Annotated in this window: 17 protein-coding genes; 16 read left to right on the forward strand and 1 reads right to left on the reverse strand. The window is 40.8% G+C overall.

Annotated elements, in window-relative coordinates; all coding sequences use genetic code 11:
• Entirely contained in the window at nucleotides 1-1,197 is a 1,197-nt protein-coding gene (cls, locus tag GX497_11485) for a cardiolipin synthase (protein HHY73815.1), read from the reverse strand.
• Nucleotides 1,198-1,411: 214 nt separating this feature from the next.
• Here cls and GX497_11490 point away from each other — a divergent pair, with 214 nt between their 5' ends.
• The 16 genes from GX497_11490 (at nucleotide 1,412) to rpmE (ending at nucleotide 21,340) form a co-directional block, all read left to right on the forward strand.
• Nucleotides 1,412-3,520: a 4Fe-4S dicluster domain-containing protein gene (locus GX497_11490; protein ID HHY73816.1), complete on the forward strand. Its 2,109-nt coding sequence runs from the start codon at nucleotides 1,412-1,414 to the stop codon at nucleotides 3,518-3,520.
• Nucleotides 3,517-4,707, forward strand: coding sequence for an acetyl-CoA C-acetyltransferase (locus GX497_11495; protein ID HHY73817.1), 1,191 nt, complete (start codon nucleotides 3,517-3,519; stop codon nucleotides 4,705-4,707). The genes GX497_11490 and GX497_11495 overlap by 4 nt, the downstream gene beginning before the upstream one ends.
• 140 nt (nucleotides 4,708-4,847) lie before the next feature.
• Entirely contained in the window at nucleotides 4,848-5,699 is an 852-nt protein-coding gene (locus tag GX497_11500) for a 3-hydroxybutyryl-CoA dehydrogenase (GenBank protein ID HHY73818.1), read from the forward strand.
• Between the two features lie 34 nt (nucleotides 5,700-5,733).
• A complete protein-coding gene (locus tag GX497_11505) occupies nucleotides 5,734-6,876 on the forward strand; it encodes an acyl-CoA dehydrogenase (GenBank protein ID HHY73819.1) in 1,143 nt (380 codons plus the stop codon).
• Between the two features lie 135 nt (nucleotides 6,877-7,011).
• Nucleotides 7,012-8,154, forward strand: a complete 1,143-nt coding sequence (locus tag GX497_11510) for an acyl-CoA dehydrogenase (protein HHY73820.1) — start codon at nucleotides 7,012-7,014, stop codon at nucleotides 8,152-8,154.
• 84 nt (nucleotides 8,155-8,238) lie between these two features.
• Nucleotides 8,239-8,862, forward strand: coding sequence for a TetR/AcrR family transcriptional regulator (locus GX497_11515; protein HHY73821.1), 624 nt, complete (start codon nucleotides 8,239-8,241; stop codon nucleotides 8,860-8,862).
• A 26-nt stretch (nucleotides 8,863-8,888) separates the two neighbouring features.
• Nucleotides 8,889-12,149, forward strand: a complete 3,261-nt coding sequence (locus GX497_11520; GenBank protein HHY73822.1) for a methylmalonyl-CoA mutase family protein — start codon at nucleotides 8,889-8,891, stop codon at nucleotides 12,147-12,149.
• A gap of 212 nt (nucleotides 12,150-12,361) precedes the next feature.
• Nucleotides 12,362-12,961, forward strand: a complete 600-nt coding sequence (locus GX497_11525) for a DNA-directed RNA polymerase subunit delta (protein HHY73823.1) — start codon at nucleotides 12,362-12,364, stop codon at nucleotides 12,959-12,961.
• 199 nt (nucleotides 12,962-13,160) lie between these two features.
• Nucleotides 13,161-14,762 (forward strand): CTP synthase, encoded by a 1,602-nt coding sequence (locus tag GX497_11530; GenBank protein ID HHY73824.1) that lies wholly within the window; start codon nucleotides 13,161-13,163, stop codon nucleotides 14,760-14,762.
• A 159-nt stretch (nucleotides 14,763-14,921) separates the two neighbouring features.
• Nucleotides 14,922-15,293 carry a response regulator gene (locus GX497_11535; protein ID HHY73825.1) on the forward strand — a complete coding sequence of 124 codons (372 nt, stop codon included), beginning with the start codon at nucleotides 14,922-14,924 and terminating at the stop codon, nucleotides 15,291-15,293.
• 128 nt (nucleotides 15,294-15,421) lie between these two features.
• Nucleotides 15,422-16,285, forward strand: a complete 864-nt coding sequence (gene fba, locus GX497_11540; protein ID HHY73826.1) for a class II fructose-1,6-bisphosphate aldolase — start codon at nucleotides 15,422-15,424, stop codon at nucleotides 16,283-16,285.
• Between the two features lie 75 nt (nucleotides 16,286-16,360).
• The gene (gene fsa / locus GX497_11545; protein ID HHY73827.1) at nucleotides 16,361-17,005 is read left to right on the forward strand and encodes a fructose-6-phosphate aldolase; all 645 of its coding nucleotides are present in this window, start codon (nucleotides 16,361-16,363) and stop codon (nucleotides 17,003-17,005) included.
• A 146-nt stretch (nucleotides 17,006-17,151) separates the two neighbouring features.
• Entirely contained in the window at nucleotides 17,152-18,438 is a 1,287-nt protein-coding gene (locus GX497_11550; protein HHY73828.1) for a UDP-N-acetylglucosamine 1-carboxyvinyltransferase, read from the forward strand.
• A 30-nt stretch (nucleotides 18,439-18,468) separates the two neighbouring features.
• Nucleotides 18,469-19,434 carry a class II fructose-bisphosphatase gene (glpX, locus tag GX497_11555; protein HHY73829.1) on the forward strand — a complete coding sequence of 322 codons (966 nt, stop codon included), beginning with the start codon at nucleotides 18,469-18,471 and terminating at the stop codon, nucleotides 19,432-19,434.
• A gap of 306 nt (nucleotides 19,435-19,740) precedes the next feature.
• Nucleotides 19,741-21,012 (forward strand): transcription termination factor Rho, encoded by a 1,272-nt coding sequence (gene rho / locus GX497_11560; GenBank protein ID HHY73830.1) that lies wholly within the window; start codon nucleotides 19,741-19,743, stop codon nucleotides 21,010-21,012.
• Between the two features lie 127 nt (nucleotides 21,013-21,139).
• Entirely contained in the window at nucleotides 21,140-21,340 is a 201-nt protein-coding gene (gene rpmE, locus GX497_11565; protein HHY73831.1) for a 50S ribosomal protein L31, read from the forward strand.
• Nucleotides 21,341-21,352 lie beyond the last annotated feature (12 nt).

A 21,352-nucleotide genomic window follows, 5' to 3' on the forward strand; every position in this document is an offset into this window, starting at 1 on the left:
CTACAACAAATCAGAAATTAACGAGGAAACGAGTTCTTTGCCTCGCTGTAAAATAGGTCGCTTTTCAAAGCGAGCTAACGTAAACTTTTCTGATTGGCGAAAAATATCATTTAAAAATTCATTGCGAATTTTCTCGATAAAAATAGGGTCGCGAATAAAGCAGTTAAGCTCATCATTAATAAAAAAGCTGCGCTTATCAAAATTAGCCGTTCCAAAATCACAAAGTTCATTATCAATCAAAACCAGCTTTCCATGATAGAAGCCATTCGTATAGTGATAAATATGACAGCCAGCCTTTAACATATCTTTAAAGTAAGGAAAGGTAGCCTCTTTTACAAAAGGATGGTCTGCTTTATATGGTACGAGGACAGTTACATTAACGCCACGCCTGTTTGCCTCCAAAATTGCTTGCAAAACTTCCTTCCCAGGAATGAAATAAGGAGTCCCGATTAAAATTTCAGTCTTTGCCTTATTTATTAACTCTATTAATAAATCTTTTATAAATGCACCATCTGTTGGAAGAAACCACAATGGCAAGGAGCCTTGCGGCAATTTCGGAAAGTAAGCGGGATGACCAAGCACGTTTTCCCTCGTTGCTTTTTCCCAATCTAACAAAAACTCCGTTTGTAAATCTTGAACACCATCACCAACAAGCTTTAAATGAAAATCCTGCCAGTAGCCAAGATACGGGTCTTGTCCTAAATACTCTCGGCCAATATTAAAGCCGCCGAAGTAGCCAATCGTTCCATCAATAACCGTGATTTTACGATGATTACGATAATTTAGTGAATAAAAAAAGTAAGGAAATCTAGGTTTATTGCTAAAAGAAAAATGAACGCCACTATTTCGAAGTGAACGAATTTCTTTTCTACTTATTTGACGGGAGCCAATTCGGTCTAAAAGTAAACGAACTTTAACACCTTCTTGCGCCTTTTCTTTTAATAACTTCAAAAATTCTTGGCTCACCACATCGTTTTTAACGATATAAAACAAAATATGAATATGTTTTTTTGCGTTCGAAATATCGGAAAACAAATTTTTATAAAGCTTTTCCCCATCTGTAAAAAGCACCCATTCTCCATGTCTTATCGGATAGTTTCTTTTTGATATGTTTTTCAAATGGTTTTTGCGACCGAAATAAAAATCGATCGTTAGCCAGGCTATAAAAATTAATAAAAAAATTAATATTATAGTCATAAACGTGGACTCCTCAATCATATTAATTGCTATTAGATAGTATGTACAACCTATCTTGTAGTTAAGAATATTTTTTTGAGAAAAATGTCGACTGAACGCTCGCTCAAAATTTTAAGTTTTATGTTATAATGAATTCAGAACATTTTAATATATTTGAAATTGGGCCCAATTTGATACAAGCTTTCATAAAATAAAGAAAAAAGGGGAGACATTTATGCTGTTAGCTAACTGGATTGCGTTCCTAATCATAACCGCTTACGGCATCTATTTATTTTCTTATCTAATTAAAACAAGACATGAGTACATCAAATTAGGTAAAAAAGTAGAATTTGACCGTAAGTATAAGGAACGTTTCAACAAAATTTGGGTTATGGTATTCGGACAAAAGAAGCTTATGAAAGATAAGAAAAGTGGCATTATGCATATTATGATGTTTTACGGCTTCCTGCTTGTCCAATTTGGTGCAATTGATTTCATTTGGAAAGGTTTAGTGCCAGGCTCACACCTGCCGCTAGGGCCATTGTATCCTGGCTTCACATTTTTCCAAGAAATCGTTACATTAATAATTTTGCTTGCGGTGCTGTATGCCTTTTACCGCCGTTATATTGAAAAACTTTCCAGACTAAAACGCGGCTTAAAAGCGGGTATAGTACTTATTTTTATCGGTACATTAATGTTGACTGTTTTACTTGGAAATGGAATGAACCTCATTTTGCAAGGGTATGAAGCATCAATGAGCGAACCTGTTGCATCATTCATTGCAACGATTTTTGCTGGCTTTAGTAAGCCAATTGCAGTTACCGTATTTTATATCGCATGGTGGATTCATTTAGTAGTGTTGCTTACTTTCCTTGTTTACGTGCCACAATCGAAGCATGCTCATTTAATTGCTGGACCGTTAAATGTCTTTTTTAACCGATTAGACAAGCCCGGCAAGCTCAGAACTATTAATTTTGAAGATGAAACACAAGAATCTTTTGGCGTTGGAAAAATAGAAGACTTCACACAGCATCAAATGATTGACTTTTATGCTTGTGTGGAATGTGGGCGTTGTACAAGCATGTGTCCAGCAACAGCTACAGGAAAACTGTTATCACCGATGGATTTAATAATCAAAATGCGCGACCATTTAACTGAAAAAGGGGCGGCGATTACTTCAAGGGCACCATGGGTACCAACGTTTGCCTTTGCCAACACGGTTGGTAATCAGCTAGCAATGCAAAGAGCCGGGGCTGGCAAGGGTGTGGAGGAATCGGCAGCAGCACTGGCGGGTTATGATCGAAATTTAATCGGTGATGTCATTACTGAAGAAGAAATTTGGGCCTGTACAACCTGCCGCAACTGTGAGGACCAATGTCCAGTCATGAATGAACATGTTGAAAAAATTATTGACCTGCGCCGTTATCTTGTTTTAACAGAAGGAAAAGTAGATTCAGATGCCCAGCGTGCAATGCAGAACATTGAACGCCAAGGTAATCCTTGGGGCATTAGCCGCAAGGAGCGCGAAAACTGGCGCGACCTCCGTGATGATGTTGTAGTAAAAACGGTAAAAGAAATGCAAAAAGAGGGCGCTGGGTTTGAATATTTATTCTGGGTAGGTTCGATGGGCTCCTATGATAATCGCAGTCAAAAAATCGCGCTGTCATTTGCAAAATTAATGAATGAAGCAGGCGTATCGTTTGCGATTTTAGGAAATAAAGAAAAGAACTCTGGTGATACGCCGCGCCGCCTTGGAAATGAATTTTTATTCCAAGAGCTAGCAGGCGGTAATATTGCCGAAATTGAAAAAAGCGGTGCAAAGAAAATCGTTACGATTGACCCGCATGCCTATAATACATTGAAAAATGAATATAGTGATTTCGGATTTGAAGCGGAAGTGTATCATCATACAGAAGTTTTAGCGCGGCTAGTGAAGGAAGGCCGCTTGCAGCCAATATATGCGGTCGATGAATCGATAACGTTCCATGATTCATGTTATCTTGGCCGTTATAACGAAATTTACGATGACCCGCGCGAAATTTTAAACGCGATTCCTGGTGTGAAGCTTGTTGAAATGGAGCGCAGCCGTGATTCAGGAATGTGCTGTGGTGCCGGCGGTGGGTTAATGTGGATGGAAGAGCATGTTGGCGACCGCATTAATGTGACGCGGACAGAGCAAGCGCTTCGAACGGGTTCAACGGTTATTTCCAGCGGCTGTCCATATTGCTTAACAATGTTAAGCGATGGCACAAAAGCGAAGGAAGTTGAAGACAAAGTGAAAACGTATGATGTTGCAGAATTGCTTGAAATGTCTATTTATCGTAAGGAGGAGGAAACGAAATGACAAGAACTGTTATTATAAGTGGAGCAAGAACACCCTTTGGAAAAATTGGTGGTGGTCTAAGCTCATTAACAGCGGCACAATTAGGCGGCATCGCCATTAAGGCCGCATTGAAACGAGCTAATATCGACGGCGCCCAAGTTGATGAAGTAATCATGGGGACCGTTTTACAGGGAGGGCAAGGACAAATTCCTTCCCGACAGGCGGCTCGCGAGGCAGGTATTCCTTGGGAAATACAGACAGAAACAATCAACAAAGTGTGTGCTTCTGGAATGCGAAGCGTAACGTTAGCTGATCAAATCATTCGCCTTGGTGATCAAGAAGTGATTGTAGCCGGCGGGATGGAATCGATGAGCAATGCCCCTTACTTCATGCCATCAGCCCGCTTTGGAGCACGGATGGGTGATACAAAAATGATTGATCTTATGGTCCATGATGGTTTGACCTGTTCCTTTAAAAAAGTCCATATGGGTACATATGGAAATAGTACGGCTGAAGAATTTGGTTTAACGAGGCAAGAGCAGGATGAATGGGCATTGCGTAGTCATAAGCGGGCCATTGCGGCGATTGAAGCAGGAAGGTTTAAAGATGAAATAATCCAAGTTGAAGTGCCGCAGCGTAAAGGTGCCCCGGTTGTAATCGACACTGATGAAGGTCCGCGCCAAGATACATCGCTTGAAAAACTAAGCAAATTACCTCCAGCGTTCGGCCCTGAAGGCACGATTACAGCCGGAAATGCGCCAGGTGTTAACGATGGCGCAGCTGCGTTACTATTAATGTCCGAAGAACGAGCCCAAAGAGAAGGAAAAGCAATATTGGCCACAATCGTTGGCCATGCAGCAATTGCCGTTGAGGCCCATCGTTTTCCGGAAACGCCAGGCATCGTCATCAATGAACTATTGAGGAAAACAGGCAAATCATTAAATGACATCGCTTTATTTGAAATCAATGAAGCATTTGCCGCAGTTGCTTTAACGAGCGGAAAAATAGCCGGGCTTGACCCTGAAAAAGTCAATGTTAACGGCGGTGCTGTAGCTTTAGGACATCCAATTGGAGCCAGCGGTACACGGATTATTTTGACATTAATTCATGAATTGAAACGGCGCGGCGGCGGACTTGGCATTGCCGCAATCTGCAGCGGTGGCGGTCAAGGCGACGCCATCATGGTTGAGGTGAACTACCAAAACTAATGCAATTGTGAATTTCGTGGAAAAACAGCGCAATTCCGTGGAAATGGTCATGGATTTTGTGGATAAAAGCCAACTTTCGTGGATAAAGTGATGAATTTCGTGGATATGCAATTCAAAATCAAATTGGGGAGGAATAATTGATGAGCATTCAAAAGGTAATGGTAATTGGAGCAGGACAAATGGGCTCTGGTATTGCCCAAGTTTGTGCAATGGCAGGCTTCGATGTTATTTTACAAGATGTGAAACAAGACTTTTTAGCGCGCGGCATTGGCATCATCAGCAAAAACCTTCAGCGCCAGGTTGATAAAGGGCGCATGACCGCAGCAGAAAAGGAAGCGATTAGCACCCGTATCGAAACATCAATAGATATCAAGTCTGCTAGTAAAGTAGATATCGTCATTGAAGCAGCGACAGAAAACATGGAAATTAAAAGCGGTATATTCAAGCAATTAGCCGAAATTGCACCAGCGCATGCGATTTTAGCAACGAATACATCTTCGCTGCCAATTACGGAAATTGCCGCCGTCACAAACCGTCCGGAAAAAGTCATTGGCATGCATTTTATGAATCCAGTTCCAGTTATGAAGCTCGTTGAGATTATTCGTGGTTTAGCAACTGCTGACGAAGTGTACGCTGCGATTGAAGACATGACAAAAAAGTTAAACAAAGTGCCAGTTGAAGTGAATGATTTCCCTGGCTTCGTTTCCAACCGCGTGTTAATGCCAATGATTAACGAAGCGATTTACACCGTTTATGAGGGAGTGGCAACACCTGAAGCCGTTGATGAGGTTATGAAGCTAGGCATGAACCATCCAATGGGCCCGTTAACTTTAGCTGACTTTATCGGTCTTGATACTTGCCTTTACATTATGGAAGTCCTTCATGAAGGCTTTGGCGATGACAAATATCGACCATGCCCATTACTGCGAAAATATGTAAAAGCAGGCTGGCTAGGCAAAAAATCAGGCCGTGGCTTTTACAAATATGAGTAAATCCTTCTAAAAAGCATCAAGGGGGACTAAGACTATGAAACTAACATTTACAGAAGAACAAGAAATGATGCGAAAAATGGTCCGTGATTTTGCCCAAACAGAAATTGCTCCATTTGTTGAACGAATGGAAGAGCATGACGAGTTTCCGCGCGAAATTCTTAACAAAATGGCAGGGCTGGGCTTAATGGGGATTACGATTCCGGAAAAATACGGCGGCGCTGGCATGGATTATATTTCATATATTATAGCGATTAACGAGATTTCAAAAGTGAGCGCAACAGTGGGGGTCATTTTATCTGTTCACACATCCGTTGGCACAAACCCAATCGTTTATTTTGGAACGGAAGCGCAAAGGGGGAAATATATTCCAAAGCTTGCGACCGGTGAGTACTTAGGGGCATTTGCATTAACAGAGCCAAACGCTGGGTCAGATGCAGCCGCTTTAAAAACACGTGCAAAAAGAAATGGCGATTTTTATGTTTTAAATGGATCGAAAATTTTCATTACAAACGGCGGGGAAGCCGATACGTATATCGTTTTTGCGATTACTAACCATGAAAAAGGAACAAAAGGGATTTCGGCGTTCATTGTCGAAAAAGATACACCAGGTTTAATTATCGGAAAAAATGAACGTAAAATGGGCCTCCACGGTTCTAAAACTGTGCAGTTAACATTTGAGGACTGCCAGGTTCCTGCTGAAAATTTACTAGGTGTGGAAGGCGAAGGTCTTAAAGTAGCGATGAGTAATCTCGAATATGGACGCATCGGCATTGCCGCGCAGGCGTTAGGGATTGCAGAAGCAGCTTTAGAAGCAGCTGTTCGTTATGCAAAAGACCGCAAGCAATTTGACAAGCCAATCGCGCTCCAGCAAGGAATCGGTTTTAAGCTGGCGGATATGGCCACGGCGGTTGAAGCTGCAAAGCTATTAGTCTATCGCGCCGCCTATTTAAAAGGAAGTGGCCTACCGTGCGTGCAGGAGGCACCAATGGCGAAGCTGTTTGCCTCAAAAACAGCGATGGAAGTAGCCACAGAAGCAATTCAAGTGTTTGGCGGCTACGGCTATACAAAAGAATATCCCGTGGAACGTTACTTCCGTGATGCGAAAATCTGTGAAATTTACGAGGGTACAAGTGAAATACAGCGCATCGTAATCAATCGAAATTTGCTTACAGATTGACTGAGCCCTCAGTCAAAAAAAGAAGAAATTGTTGCGTAAATAATCTCTATGAGCATGGAGTGCACCATGATATAAATAAATCTTTGCTATAAATTACTTGGATTTTTTAAAAATATAAACAAGGGGGACGAAACAATGAACTTCCAATTATCTGAAGAACATGAAATGCTCCGAAAAATGATCCGTGACTTTGCAAATGAGGTGGTAGCTCCAACGGCTGCGGAACGTGATGAGGAAGCACGATTTGACCGCGAAATTTTTGAGCAAATGGCTGAGCTTGGTTTAACAGGGATTCCATGGCCGGAAGAATACGGCGGCAGCGGCTTTGATTATTTAGCCTACGTCATTGCTGTTGAAGAGCTTTCCCGCGTCTGCGCATCAACAGGTGTAACATTGTCAGCGCATGTTTCATTAGCAGGCTGGCCAATTTACAAATTCGGCTCTGAGGAGCAAAAACAAAAATATTTGCGTCCAATGGCAGAAGGAAAAAAAATCGGTGCCTACGGTTTAACAGAACCAGGTGCAGGCTCGGATGCAGGCGGTATGAAAACGATTGCAAGGCTTGTTGGAGACGAGTATATTTTAAATGGCTCAAAAATCTTTATCACAAATGGCGGTATTGCCGATACTTATGTTGTATTTGCTCTAACTGATCCAGAGCAAAAGACAAAAGGAGTAAGTGCCTTTATCATTGAGAAAGACTTCCCAGGCTTTTCTGTCGGTAAAAAAGAAAATAAATTAGGGATTCGCTCATCGCCAACAACAGAAATCATCTTTGAAGATTGCCGTGTACCGAAAGAAAACCTACTTGGCAATGAAGGCGAAGGTTTTAAAATTGCGATGATGACGCTTGACGGTGGGCGCAACGGTATTGCTGCCCAAGCTGTTGGAATTGCTCAAGGTGCTTTAGATGCCGCGGTAGCTTATGCAAAAGAGCGAAAGCAGTTTGGTAAGCCAATTGCCCTCCAGCAAGGCATCGGCTTCAAGCTTGCGGACATGGCAACAGCGATTGAAGCCTCAAGACTATTAACCTACCAAGCTGCATGGAAAGAGTCAGCCGGTTTGCCATACGGTCAAGCATCAGCAATGGCGAAGCTAATGGCTGGGGATACGGCAATGAAGGTAACAACAGAGGCTGTTCAAGTTTTCGGGGGCTATGGCTATACGAAGGAATATCCAGTTGAACGCTATATGCGTGATGCCAAAATCACGCAAATTTATGAAGGCACACAAGAAATTCAACGCCTTGTGATCTCAAGGATGTTGATAACGGATTAATTTTAGTGGAGAATGTAAATTGAGCGCGTCTAAATAAAAAAAGTTGGTCGCGCTCCATTTCACATGAGGGAGAGAACGACTTTGATGACGAAACGAGAAGTGCCGGCTTCAGTTAAAGACGAGAAGCTTATTCAAAAAAGACGAGACCAAATGATTAAGGGAGCAGTAAAGCTTTTTATTAAAAAAGGCTTTCACCGTAGTACAACTAGAGAAATTGCCAAAGCCTCTGGTTTCAGTATCGGCACGCTCTATGAATATATTCGCAAAAAAGAAGATGTTCTTTATTTAGTTTGTGACTCCATCTATGACCAAGTGCAAGAACGACTACAGCAAGTTATCGATACAGATAAAGGCAATATTGAAAGTTTGCGTGATGCAGTTACAGCTTATTTTAAAGTAATGGATGAAATGCAGGATGAAGTGCTCGTAATGTACCAAGAGGCCAAATCATTAACAAAGGATGCCCTTCCATATGTGTTGAAAAAAGAACTTGAAATGGTTGGCATGTTTCAAAGTGTAATAGAAGGCTGTGTTCGTAATGGTGAACTAAATTTAGAGGATCAGGAAATTAAGCTCATTGCCCATAATATATTTGTTCAAGGCCAAATGTGGGCTTTTCGCCGCTGGATTTTGCGGAAGCTATATACGCTCGAGGAGTATACAGAACTGCAAATAAGGCAGCTACTGTGTGGGGTCACGGCTAAATAAACATGAAGACAAAGGGGGAGTAAAGATTGGTTGAAGTGTATCGACTTAAAAATCATGTTCGTTTTGTGACAGCATCAAGCTTGTTTGATGGCCATGATGCCTCAATAAATATAATGAGAAGAATCCTTCAAGCAAGCGGAGCAGAGGTCATTCACCTTGGGCATAACCGCTCTGTTGAAGAAATTGTCAACGCTGCCATCCAGGAGGATGTCCAAGGAATTGCGGTTTCCTCCTATCAAGGCGGTCATGTTGAATATTTTAAATATATGTATGATTTATTAAAAGAAAGAGGAGCATCACATATCCGCATCTACGGTGGTGGCGGTGGGGTCATTATTCCTAAGGAAATAAAGGAGCTCCATGATTATGGGATCGCTCGTATCTTTTCACCAGACGATGGTCGTGGACTAGGCTTGCAAGGTATGATTAACACGATGATCGAAGAATGTGATTTTCCAACTGTTACTGGGTTAAAGGAAGAAGAACTCGAGCGTCTTAAAGCAGGGGATCACCAAGCGATCGCTAAATGCATTACGATAGCAGAAAATGCAATGACGTCAACAGATGAGGCCGCAGCAACAGCACAATCAATCCTTTCAAAAGTAAAAGCACTAGAAAAAAATGTCCCGGTTGTCGGCATTACTGGAACAGGCGGCGCCGGAAAATCCTCGTTAACAGATGAACTCATTCGCCGTTTCATTCATGAAATTCCTAACAAAAAAGTGGCGATTCTATCAATAGACCCGACAAAACAAAAGACAGGCGGTGCTCTCCTTGGCGACCGTATTCGTATGAATTCGATTTTCAACCCGCGTGTTTATATGAGGAGCCTTGCTACTCGCACATCAAAATCGGAGCTTTCAGCAGCTATTAAAGAGGTAATTCAAGTTGTAAAGGCGGCTGGCTTCGACCTCATCATCGTTGAAACGAGCGGAATTGGTCAAGGTGATGCGGGTATTACTGAAGTAACTGATCTCTCCATGTATGTAATGACGAGTGAATTTGGAGCGCCATCACAGCTTGAAAAAATAGATATGATTGATTATGCTGATTTGATTGTCATTAACAAATTTGAACGCCAAGGCTCAGAGGACGCCCTCACTCAAGTTCGCAAACAATATCAGCGCAGCCATCATCTTTTTGAAAAAGAGCCAGAGGAGCTGCCTGTTTACGGTACAATTGCCAGCCAATTTAACGATGAAGGGACAAACACATTGTTTGTAGCATTTCTTGAAAAAATCGAGGCGAAATTCGGCGGCGAATGGTCAACGAACCTTAAAAAATCAAATAAAGTTGTGAAGCAAAACATCATCATTCCAAACAGTCGCCGCCATTACCTCAGAGAAATTGCCGATACCGTCCGCTATTATCACAAACAGACAGAAGAGCAAGTAAAAATTGCTCGTCAGCTGTTCCAAGTAACAGGAACACTGGAAGTTTTAAAATTTAAAGAAACAAACAGTGAAGTAATCCAATCATTAGAGGCACTGAAAGCTTCGATTGAAGAAAGGCTGACAGCGGAATCTAAGAAAATATTACATGAGTGGCCGCATCTTCTTAAAGAGTACAGTGGCAAAGAGTTGGTCACAAAAGTCCGCGATAAGGAAATTCGTACACAATTAACAACTCGCAGTCTTTCAGGTCTTGATATTCCAAAAGTGAAGCTACCGAAATATGAAGATTCGGGCGAAATTTTACGCTGGGTTTACAAAGAAAATGTACCAGGGTGCTTCCCATACACAGCGGGCGTATTCCCATTCAAGCGCCAAGGTGAAGACCCGAAACGCCAGTTTGCTGGGGAAGGCACACCTGAACGGACAAATCGCCGCTTCCATTACTTATCAAAGGATGATGATGCGAAACGTTTAAGTACGGCTTTTGATTCGGTTACCCTCTACGGCGAAGACCCGGATGAGCGTCCCGATATTTTTGGAAAAGTAGGCGAGAGCGGTGTCAGCATTTGTACGCTCGATGATATGAAAAAGCTTTATGCCGGCTTTGACTTATGTGCACCATCGACATCCGTATCAATGACCATTAACGGCCCGGCGCCAATAATCCTTGCCTTTTTCATGAACACAGCAATTGATCAGCAAGTCCGTATATTTGAAGAAGAAAATGGACGCATTCCAACTGTCGAGGAATTTACAAAAATTAAAGAGTGGACGCTGCAAACAGTACGCGGAACAGTCCAGGCCGATATTTTAAAAGAAGACCAAGGTCAAAACACATGCATCTTCTCAACAGAATTTGCCCTCCGCGTGATGGGTGACATCCAGCAATATTTTATCGACCATAAAGTTCGAAACTATTATTCTGTGTCGATTTCTGGCTATCATATTGCCGAAGCGGGTGCCAATCCAATTTCACAGCTGGCATTTACATTAGCAAACGGCTTCACCTATGTCGAATATTATTTAAGCCGCGGCATGGATATTGATGATTTCGCGCCAAACCTATCATTCTTTTTCTCTAATGGCCTTGACCCTGAATATACAGTGTTAGGCCGTGTCGCTAGAAGGATCTGGGCTATCGCAATGAAAAATAAGTATGGGGCCAATGAGCGCAGTCAAAAGTTAAAATATCATACACAAACATCAGGCCGCTCCTTACATGCGCAAGAAATTGACTTCAATGATATTCGTACAACATTGCAAGCGTTAATCGCCTTAATGGATAACTGTAATTCGCTTCATACAAATGCTTATGACGAAGCGATTACAACGCCGACGGAGGAATCTGTACGCCGCGCGATGGCGATTCAAATGATTATTACAAAAGAATTTGGTTTAACGAAAAATGAAAACCCGTTGCAAGGCTCGTTCATTGTCGAAGAACTAACGGATATTGTCGAGGAGGCCGTTCTTCAAGAGTTTGAACGACTCAATGACCGCGGCGGCGTTTTAGGTGCGATGGAAACGCAATATCAACGCAGCAAAATTCAAGAAGAGTCGATGTATTATGAACATAAAAAACATAGCGGCGAACTGCCAATTATCGGTGTCAACACGTACTTAAATCCGAATCCGCCTTCAGAAGAAGAAATGAATAGCATTGAGCTTGCCCGGGCAACAAAAGAAGAAAAAGAAAGCCAAATTCATAATTTGCGCAAGTTCCAGGAAGTACATGCTGCGGAAGTGGAAGCAGCCTTGACTAAACTGAAAGAAGTTGCCGTATCAGGCGGCAATATTTTCGCAGAATTAATGGAAACTGTAAAAGTAGCCAGCCTTGGCCAAATTACAACAGCCCTTTATGAAGTCGGGGGGCAGTACCGCCGAAATATGTAAAACATCTAAGAATTCAATAGTGGAAAACCAATGGGAAGCATGGTTTTCCTTTTTTCTGTTGAATATTTTATAAAATCCTCTTGATTACTCTAGCATATTATATATAGATTTGTTTATAATGAATGGTATGATTTTCTATATAATCTATACTTGCTAAAAATCATTATATAAAAGTGAAATATTATTTTTTACATAGAGAGGGGTCGCCTTACATGATATCGAAATTAACAATTGAAGAAATTCAGGAGCTATCGATGATTGAGATTGCTATGATGCTTTTACAAGAGGAAAAGCAGGCAGTAGATTTCTATGATTTATTTAATAAAGTTGCAGACTTAAAAGGCTTGTCACAAGAAGAAAAGGATAACCGGATTGCACAGTTTTATACGGATATGAACGTGGATGGTCGTTTTTTGTGCATAGGTGAAAATCGTTGGGGATTACGAACTTGGTATCCATATGATCAAGTAGATGAGGAAGTTACAGTGCCAGCGAAGACTAGGAAGAAGAAAGGTAAGAAGAAGATTGTCGAAGATGAATTCGATGATTACGATGAGGATGAAGATTACGAAGATGAAGATAGTGAGGAAGACTATCTTGAAGAAGATGAAGACCTTTTAGATGACGAGGGTGATGAAGAAGAGGAAGAAGATTTAGATTTTGACGACCTTGACGAAGATGAAGATGAAGAAGATGAAGACCTCTTAGAAGAGGATGAATTTGAATTGGACGAAGATTTCGAAGACCCAGAACTAGAAGATGAACTAGAGGAAGACGAAGACGAAGATTTTGATAAAGAGGAAGAAGATTAAAACGCTTGACTTTAAAAGTCGAAATCGGTAGAATTTTTCTTGGGCTCTCATTAAACAATCAAAATTGTTATTATGAACGAGAAAGTGCTCCCTATAAAGGGTTGCACTTTTTTTTATTTTTACGTACAAAACATCACATACTATGGGTGAGCTTTTCATTACATTGTTATTTTAAGTTTTTGGAAAAGAGGGGAAAAGAATGACGAAATATATTTTCGTTACTGGAGGCGTTGTGTCTTCACTTGGTAAAGGAATTACAGCCGCATCATTAGGCCGCCTGTTAAAAAACCGCGGTATAAATGTTACGATCCAAAAATTCGATCCATATATAAATGTGGACCCAGGAACGATGAGTCCGTATCAGCATGGAGAGGTTTTCGTAACAGATGATGGTGCAGAAACAGACTTAGACTTAGGTCATTATGAGCGTTTTATTGATATTAATTTAAGTAAATATAGCAATGTCACAACAGGTAAAATTTACTCAACAGTGTTAAAGAAAGAACGCAGAGGCGATTACTTAGGTGGTACAGTTCAAGTTATTCCACATATCACAAATGAAATTAAAGACCGCGTATTCCGTGCTGGTCGTGAAACAAATGCTGATGTTGTTATTACCGAAATCGGTGGAACGGTCGGGGATATCGAATCATTGCCGTTCTTAGAAGCAATTCGTCAGATTAAGAGTGATATTGGCAGTGAAAACGTGATGTACATCCATTGTACGCTTATTCCATACATTAAAGCGGCTGGCGAAATGAAAACAAAACCAACACAGCATAGCGTTAAAGAGCTTCGTAGCCTTGGAATTCAGCCGAACGTCATCGTGACTCGTAATGAAATGCCAATTACGCAAGATATGAAAGATAAAATTGCGCTATTTTGTGATATTGATGCAAATTCAGTGATTGAATGTCGTGATGCGAAAAATTTATATGAAATTCCGCTCGCCTTGCAGGAACAAGACTTTGACAAAATCGTTTGTGACCATTTAAAACTGAATGTAAAAGAAGCAGAAATGACCGAGTGGAAAGCATTAGTTGAAAAAGTAACAAACCTTTCAAAAGAAGTAACTATCGGTTTGGTCGGCAAATATGTTGAACTGCAGGATGCCTATATCTCAGTGGTAGAAGCATTGCGCCATGCGGGCTATAATGATGATGCTGATATTAAAGTGAAGTGGGTTAACGCTGAACAAGTAGCGCCGGAAAATGTTGCTGAATTGCTTGGCGATGTTGATGGAATTCTAGTTCCAGGCGGCTTCGGCGATCGTGGTATTGAAGGTAAAATTGAAGCGACACGCTATGCTCGTGAAAATAAAGTGCCGTTCCTTGGCATTTGCTTAGGAATGCAGCTAGCAACGGTTGAATTTGCCCGTAATGTATTAGGCTACAAAGAAGCAAACTCAGCTGAAATAAATCCTGAAACCCCCTATCCAATTATTGATTTATTGCCGGAACAAAAGGATGTTGAGGATTTAGGGGGAACATTGCGTTTAGGCTTATACCCATGCAAGCTAAAGGAAGGTACATTCTCCTATGAAGCCTATGATGATGAGTTAGTTTATGAGCGTCATCGCCATCGCTATGAATTTAACAATCAATATCGTCAAGCATTTGAAGATGCTGGCCTTATCTTTTCCGGGACAAGCCCTGACGGTCGTCTCGTTGAAATTATTGAAGTGAAAGATCACCCATGGTTTGTTGCCTGCCAATTCCACCCGGAATTCAGATCAAGGCCAACAAGACCACAGCCATTATTTAGACAATTTATTCATGCATCTTTGAATAATAAAGCATAAAATGAAAAAGCACTATCGCAATGCGGCGGTGCTTTTTTTATTTTGCATTTTCTGTCGATATTTTCTTTGCAAATTAGGCAGGAAATAATGAAAGACTAGAGAAATTAATAAAACAAACAGATTAAAATTCGAACATTATGTGAACTTAATTGGGGTGATATCTTGGTAAGGAAACTATTAATTGTTGATGACCAGTATGGGATACGAATTTTATTAAATGAAGTTTTTCAAAAGGAGGGCTATTTAACGTTTCAAGCTTCTAATGGAATGCAAGCGTTACAAATCGTTGAAAAAGATAGACCGGATCTTGTTTTACTAGATATGAAAATTCCTGGAATGGACGGCATTGAGATTTTAAGAAGATTAAAAGAAATTGATAAAACAATCGAAGTATTTATTATGACGGCATATGGTGAATTGGATATGATTCAGCAAGCGAAGGATCTAGGGGCGCGCACGCACTTCGCTAAGCCATTCGATATTGATGAAATTCGTGCAGCCGTTAAAGCACAAGTGCCGATGGAAGCATAATTATAGTAATAAGAAATGACAAAAATTGGTCATTTTTAATGAGAATTATAGCATATTTGCTTTAATATGCTATACTTATTTTGTATGTACATAAAATTACAATCGGTGATTAGGGAGGATATGAACCAATGCCTTTAGTTTCAATGACGGAAATGTTGAACAAAGCAAAAAATGAAGGATATGCTGTAGGACAGTTTAACATCAACAACCTTGAGTATACGCAAGCAATTTTACAAGCTGCTCAAGCAGAAAACTCACCAGTGATTTTAGGAGTTTCCGAAGGAGCTGGTAAATATATGGGCGGCTTCAAAACCGTTGTAGCAATGGTGAAGGCTCTTATAGAGGATTACAAAATTACTGTTCCTGTGGCGATTCATCTTGACCATGGTTCAAGCTTTGAAAAGTGTGTAGAAGCAATGTACGCTGGTTTCACATCAGTTATGATTGACGGCTCGCATTTTCCATTAGAAGAGAACATCGCCTTAACGAAAAAAGTGATCGATGTTGCTCATACATTAGGTATTTCAGTTGAAGCTGAATTAGGCCGCATCGGCGGTCAAGAGGACGATTTAGTTGTAGATGAAGCAGAAGCGATGTATGCGATTCCGTCTGAGTGCGAGCAATTAGTACGTGAAACAGGTGTAGATTGTTTTGCTCCTGCATTGGGATCTGTTCATGGACCATACAAGGGGGAGCCTAAACTTGGCTTTGACCGCATGAAGGAAGTAATGGAGCTTACGGGCATACCATTAGTGTTACATGGCGGTACAGGCATCCCAACAAAAGACATCCAAAAAGCAATTTCCCTTGGAACAGCAAAAATTAACGTAAATACAGAAAATCAAATTACCTCTACAAAAACAATTCGCAAAATTTTAGAGGAAAAACAAGAGCTTTACGATACACGTAAATTCATGGGTCCTGCCCGCGATACAATTAAAGAAACAGTAATTGGCAAAATCCGCGAGTTCGGGTCATCCAATAAAGCATAAAAAAACGAAAGAAACCGCCATTAGGGCGGTTTCAATTTTCGCATGTCTACAAAATAAAAACGAGGAGTGAACATGATGAAATTTTTCATAGATACAGCAAACATTGACGAAATCCGCGAAGCGAACGCCCTCGGGATTTTAGACGGTGTGACTACAAATCCAAGTTTAGTAGTGAAAGAAAATGTCTCATTCCATAATCGCTTAAAAGAAATTGCTGCGGAAGTAACAGAAGGATCTATCAGCGCTGAAGTCCTTTCTTTAAAAGCGGAAGAAATGGTCGCTGAAGGCAAAGAGCTTGCAGCGATTGCTCCTACTATTACAATAAAAGTACCGATGACACCAGACGGTTTAAAAGCTGTAAAAGCCTTTAAAGAACTTGGAATTAAGACAAATGTGACGCTTATTTTCTCTGCAAACCAAGCGCTTTTGGCAGCAAGAGCAGGTGCTACCTACGTCTCTCCGTTTTTAGGACGTTTAGATGATATCGGCCATGACGGGTTAGCGTTAGTGTCGCAAATTGCTGATATTTTTGCAATTCATGACATTGAAACAGAAATCATTGCCGCGTCGATTCGTCATCCAATGCATATTACAGAAGCCGCCTTAAAGGGTGCGCATATTGCAACTGTCCCTTTCAAAGTCATTATGCAGCTCTTTAACCATCCATTAACTGAGAGCGGAATTGAGAAATTTTTAGCTGATTGGAATAAAAATAAATAAAAAGCCAATAATTATGACGAAATCCCGCTTAGTTGTTCAAAATGCATACATATGTAAAAAGTTTTTAAGGAAAATGGTATAATATAATTTGAGTTCGTCATTTTTATGGTAAAAGAAAAATCGAAAAGGGGACGCAAAGTGGCAAAATGGAAAAATTAATTATTGAAGGCGGTCATCCGTTAAAAGGGACCGTTCGCATAAGTGGTGCCAAAAACAGTGCTGTTGCTTTAATTCCTGCAGCTATTTTAGCGGATTCACCGGTAACAATAGAGGGTTTACCAAATATTTCCGACGTACATACATTATGTGGCCTTTTGGAAGAAATAGGGGGAGCAGTTTCGTTAGAAAATGATAACGTTACAATCGATCCTTCTAAGATGGTTTCGATGCCATTGCCTAATGGTAAGGTTAAAAGACTTCGGGCATCCTATTATTTAATGGGTGCGATGCTTGGTCGGTTTAAACAAGCGGTGATTGGTTTGCCGGGTGGCTGTCACCTCGGTCCACGACCGATTGATCAGCATATAAAGGGTTTTGAAGCGCTAGGGGCAACTGTGACGAATGAGCAGGGGGCCATCTATTTGCGTGCCAAAGAATTAGTAGGGGCACGCATTTATCTTGATGTTGTAAGTGTAGGAGCAACAATCAATATTATGCTTGCCGCTGTTAGAGCAAAAGGACAAACAATCATTGAAAATGCTGCAAAAGAGCCTGAAATTATTGATGTGGCGACACTTCTATCAAGCATGGGGGCAAAGATAAAAGGTGCTGGCACGGACGTTATCCGCATTGATGGTGTCCAAAAGCTGCATGGCTGCCGCCATACGATTATTCCTGATCGGATTGAAGCAGGGACCTATATGATTATGGCCGCTGCCCAAGGGGAAGAAGTTTTGATTGATAATGTGATTCCACAGCATTTAGAATCGTTAATTGCAAAGCTCAGGGAAATGGGTGCCAATATTAAAATTATTGATGATCAAGCTTTAATTACAAAAGTACCAGAGCTTAAAATGGTCGATATTAAAACACTTGTATATCCAGGCTTTCCAACCGATCTTCAACAGCCGCTTACATCATTATTGACGAGCGCTGTTGGAACAGGACTTGTTACAGATACAATCTATGGGGCTCGCTTTAAACATATTGATGAGCTGAGAAGAATGAATGCCAATGTGAAGGTCGAAGGACGTTCGGCAATTATTACTGGCCCGATTAGACTCCAAGGTGCAAAGGTGAAGGCAACTGATTTAAGAGCAGGTGCTGCCCTTGTTATTGCTGGGTTAATGGCAGATGGAATCACTGAAATTACCGGTTTAGAGCATATTGACCGTGGCTACGAAGATTTAGTAGACAAGCTTATTAATTTAGGCGCTGTTATTTGGCGTGAGAATATGACAGAAGCAGAAATAAAAAATTTTCAAAATTCATAGCTAAAAATGACCATGGGAGAGGATTGAATCATGGAAAGAAGTTTATCAATGGAATTAGTGCGGGTAACGGAAGCAGCTGCCCTTGCATCAGCTAGATGGATGGGTAGAGGTGAAAAAGAAGCGTCTGACAACGCTGCCACAGAAGCTATGCGGACTGTATTCGATACTATACCAATGCAAGGTACAGTTGTCATTGGTGAAGGGGAAATGGATGAAGCGCCAATGTTATATATTGGTGAAGATCTTGGCACAGGGCATGGCCCAAAAGTGGACGTAGCAGTTGACCCGCTTGAAGGCACGAATATTCTTGCAGCTGGAACTTGGGGTGCTTTTGCCGTAATTGCCATCGCTGACCATGGCAATTTACTACATGCACCTGATATGTATATGGATAAAATTGCTGTCGGGCCGGAGTGTGCCGGAAAGATTGATATTAATGCACCGGTAATTGACAACTTACGAGCAGTTGCTAAAGCGAAAAACAAAGATATTGAAGACGTAGTGGCAATTATTTTAAATCGTGAACGTCATGAAAAAATTATTTCTGAAATTCGTGAAGCAGGTGCTCGGATTAGACTAATTTCTGACGGGGATGTTGCGGCCGCATTGTACACTGCTTTTGATTTTACAGGTGTTGATATTATGTTTGGTATTGGTGGCGCTCCAGAGGGGGTATTAGCAGCCGTTGGTTTGAAGTGTCTAGGGGGAGAACTTCAAGGTAAGCTTGTGCCGCAAAATGAAGAAGAATTAAAACGATGCCATGAAATGGGCATCACTGATATTAATAAAGTATTAATGATGGATGATTTAGTGTGTGGGGATGATTGCATTTTTGCTGCCACAGGTGTAACGGATGGAGAACTGTTAAAAGGTGTTCAATTTAAAGGCGGCATTGCAACGACTCAATCATTAGTTATGCGGGCGAAATCGGGAACAGTTCGCTTTATTGATGGCCGTCACAGCCTGAAAACAAAACCAAACCTAGTAATGAAATAGTAGAATAAAAGTGAAGATTATATGAACCAGCTGGAGTTCGGGCTTACGGACTTAGGAGCTAAACTCCAGCTGATGTTTTTCTAAATATAAAACTACAGAACAACTGTTTGACTTTTTGAGGGAGTATGGTATACTTTTTTAATAGTCTACCTCGGCTGGATTTTGTTTTATATAGAGATTATTACTACAATTTAACTTCACGTTTACAGATTTGTCCTTCTCTCAACTTAACTTCCTTGATTTTTTGAATTCCTGTTATGAATGAAATATAGTAATATTTTAAAAAAAATAAAGAGTGGTGTAAAAATGTCTGTATCTATTTCACATTTAGAAAATATGAAATTAAAGGAATTGTATGAGCTTGCACGTGAGCTGAAAATTTCCTATTATAGCAAACTGAATAAAAAAGAGTTGATTTTTTCAATTCTAAAGGCTCGAGCTGAACAAGACGGCTTATTATTTATGGAAGGCGTTTTGGAAATTATCCAGTCTGAGGGCTTTGGATTCTTGCGACCGATTAACTATTCGCCTAGTTCAGAGGATATTTATATTTCTGCTTCGCAAATACGAAAATTTGACTTGCGGAATGGTGATAAAGTATCCGGTAAAGTTCGACCACCAAAAGAAAATGAACGGTACTATGGATTGTTACATGTTGAAGCTGTAAATGGTGAAGACCCTGAAACCGCAAAAGAAAGAGTTCACTTTCCGGCACTAACACCTCTTTATCCTGACCGCCACATGATTCTTGAAACCGACCCCCATCATCTGTCAACAAGAATTATGGATTTACTAGCTCCCGTTGGTTTTGGTCAACGTGGTTTAATTGTGGCGCCTCCAAAGGCCGGGAAAACGGTTTTACTGAAGGAAATTGCCAATAGCATCACAACAAATCATCCCGAAGCTGAATTAATCGTCCTTCTAATTGATGAACGCCCAGAGGAAGTAACTGATATTGAAAGATCTGTTGTCGGTGACGTTGTAAGCTCTACATTCGATGAAGTACCGGAAAATCATATTAAAGTAGCAGAGCTTGTATTAGAAAGAGCGATGCGTTTAGTTGAGCATAAAAAAGATGTTATTATTCTTATGGATAGTATTACCCGCTTAGCGAGAGCCTATAACCTTGTTATTCCGCCAAGTGGCAGAACATTATCAGGTGGTATCGACCCAGCTGCTTTCCATCGTCCGAAGCGATTCTTTGGGGCTGCCCGTAATATTGAAGAAGGTGGAAGCTTAACGATTTTAGCGACTGCTCTAGTGGATACAGGTTCAAGAATGGACGACGTTATTTATGAGGAATTTAAAGGAACAGGAAATATGGAGCTGCACCTTGACCGCAGCTTGGCAGAACGCCGTATCTTCCCAGCGATTGATATTCGCCGTTCAGGAACACGGAAAGAAGAGCTATTATTGCCAAAGGGCCATTTGGACAAGCTATGGGCAATCCGTAAAACAATGACAGACAGCCCTGATTTCGTCGAACGCTTCTTAAAACGCTTAAAAAATACAAAAACAAACGACGAATTCTTCCAAAAGATGGACGAAGAAATGCGTGGAGTTACTAGTAAAAGATAGGAATCAATAGGCACACGTACTTAAAAAAGGAATATTGCATTCATAATGCATTCCTGTTATAATCTTTTCATGTGTGTAAAGTTAAACTCTGTTTCCTCAGGATTCAGGGCGGAAGGAGATGAAAGACATGAAACAAGGAATTCACCCTAATTATAAAAAAATAAAGGTGACATGTGCTTGTGGAAACGAATTTGAGAGCGGATCAGTAAAGGATGCAGTAAAGGTAGAGATTTGTTCAGAATGCCATCCATTCTATACAGGACGTCAAAAATTCGCTGATGCTGGCGGCCGTGTGGATCGCTTTAAGAAAAAATACAATCTTAAGTAATTATTTTTTCCA

Source organism: Bacillus sp. (in: firmicutes) (genome assembly GCA_012842745.1).
In the GTDB taxonomy this organism is placed as follows: Bacteria; Bacillota; Bacilli; order Bacillales; family Bacillaceae_J; genus Schinkia.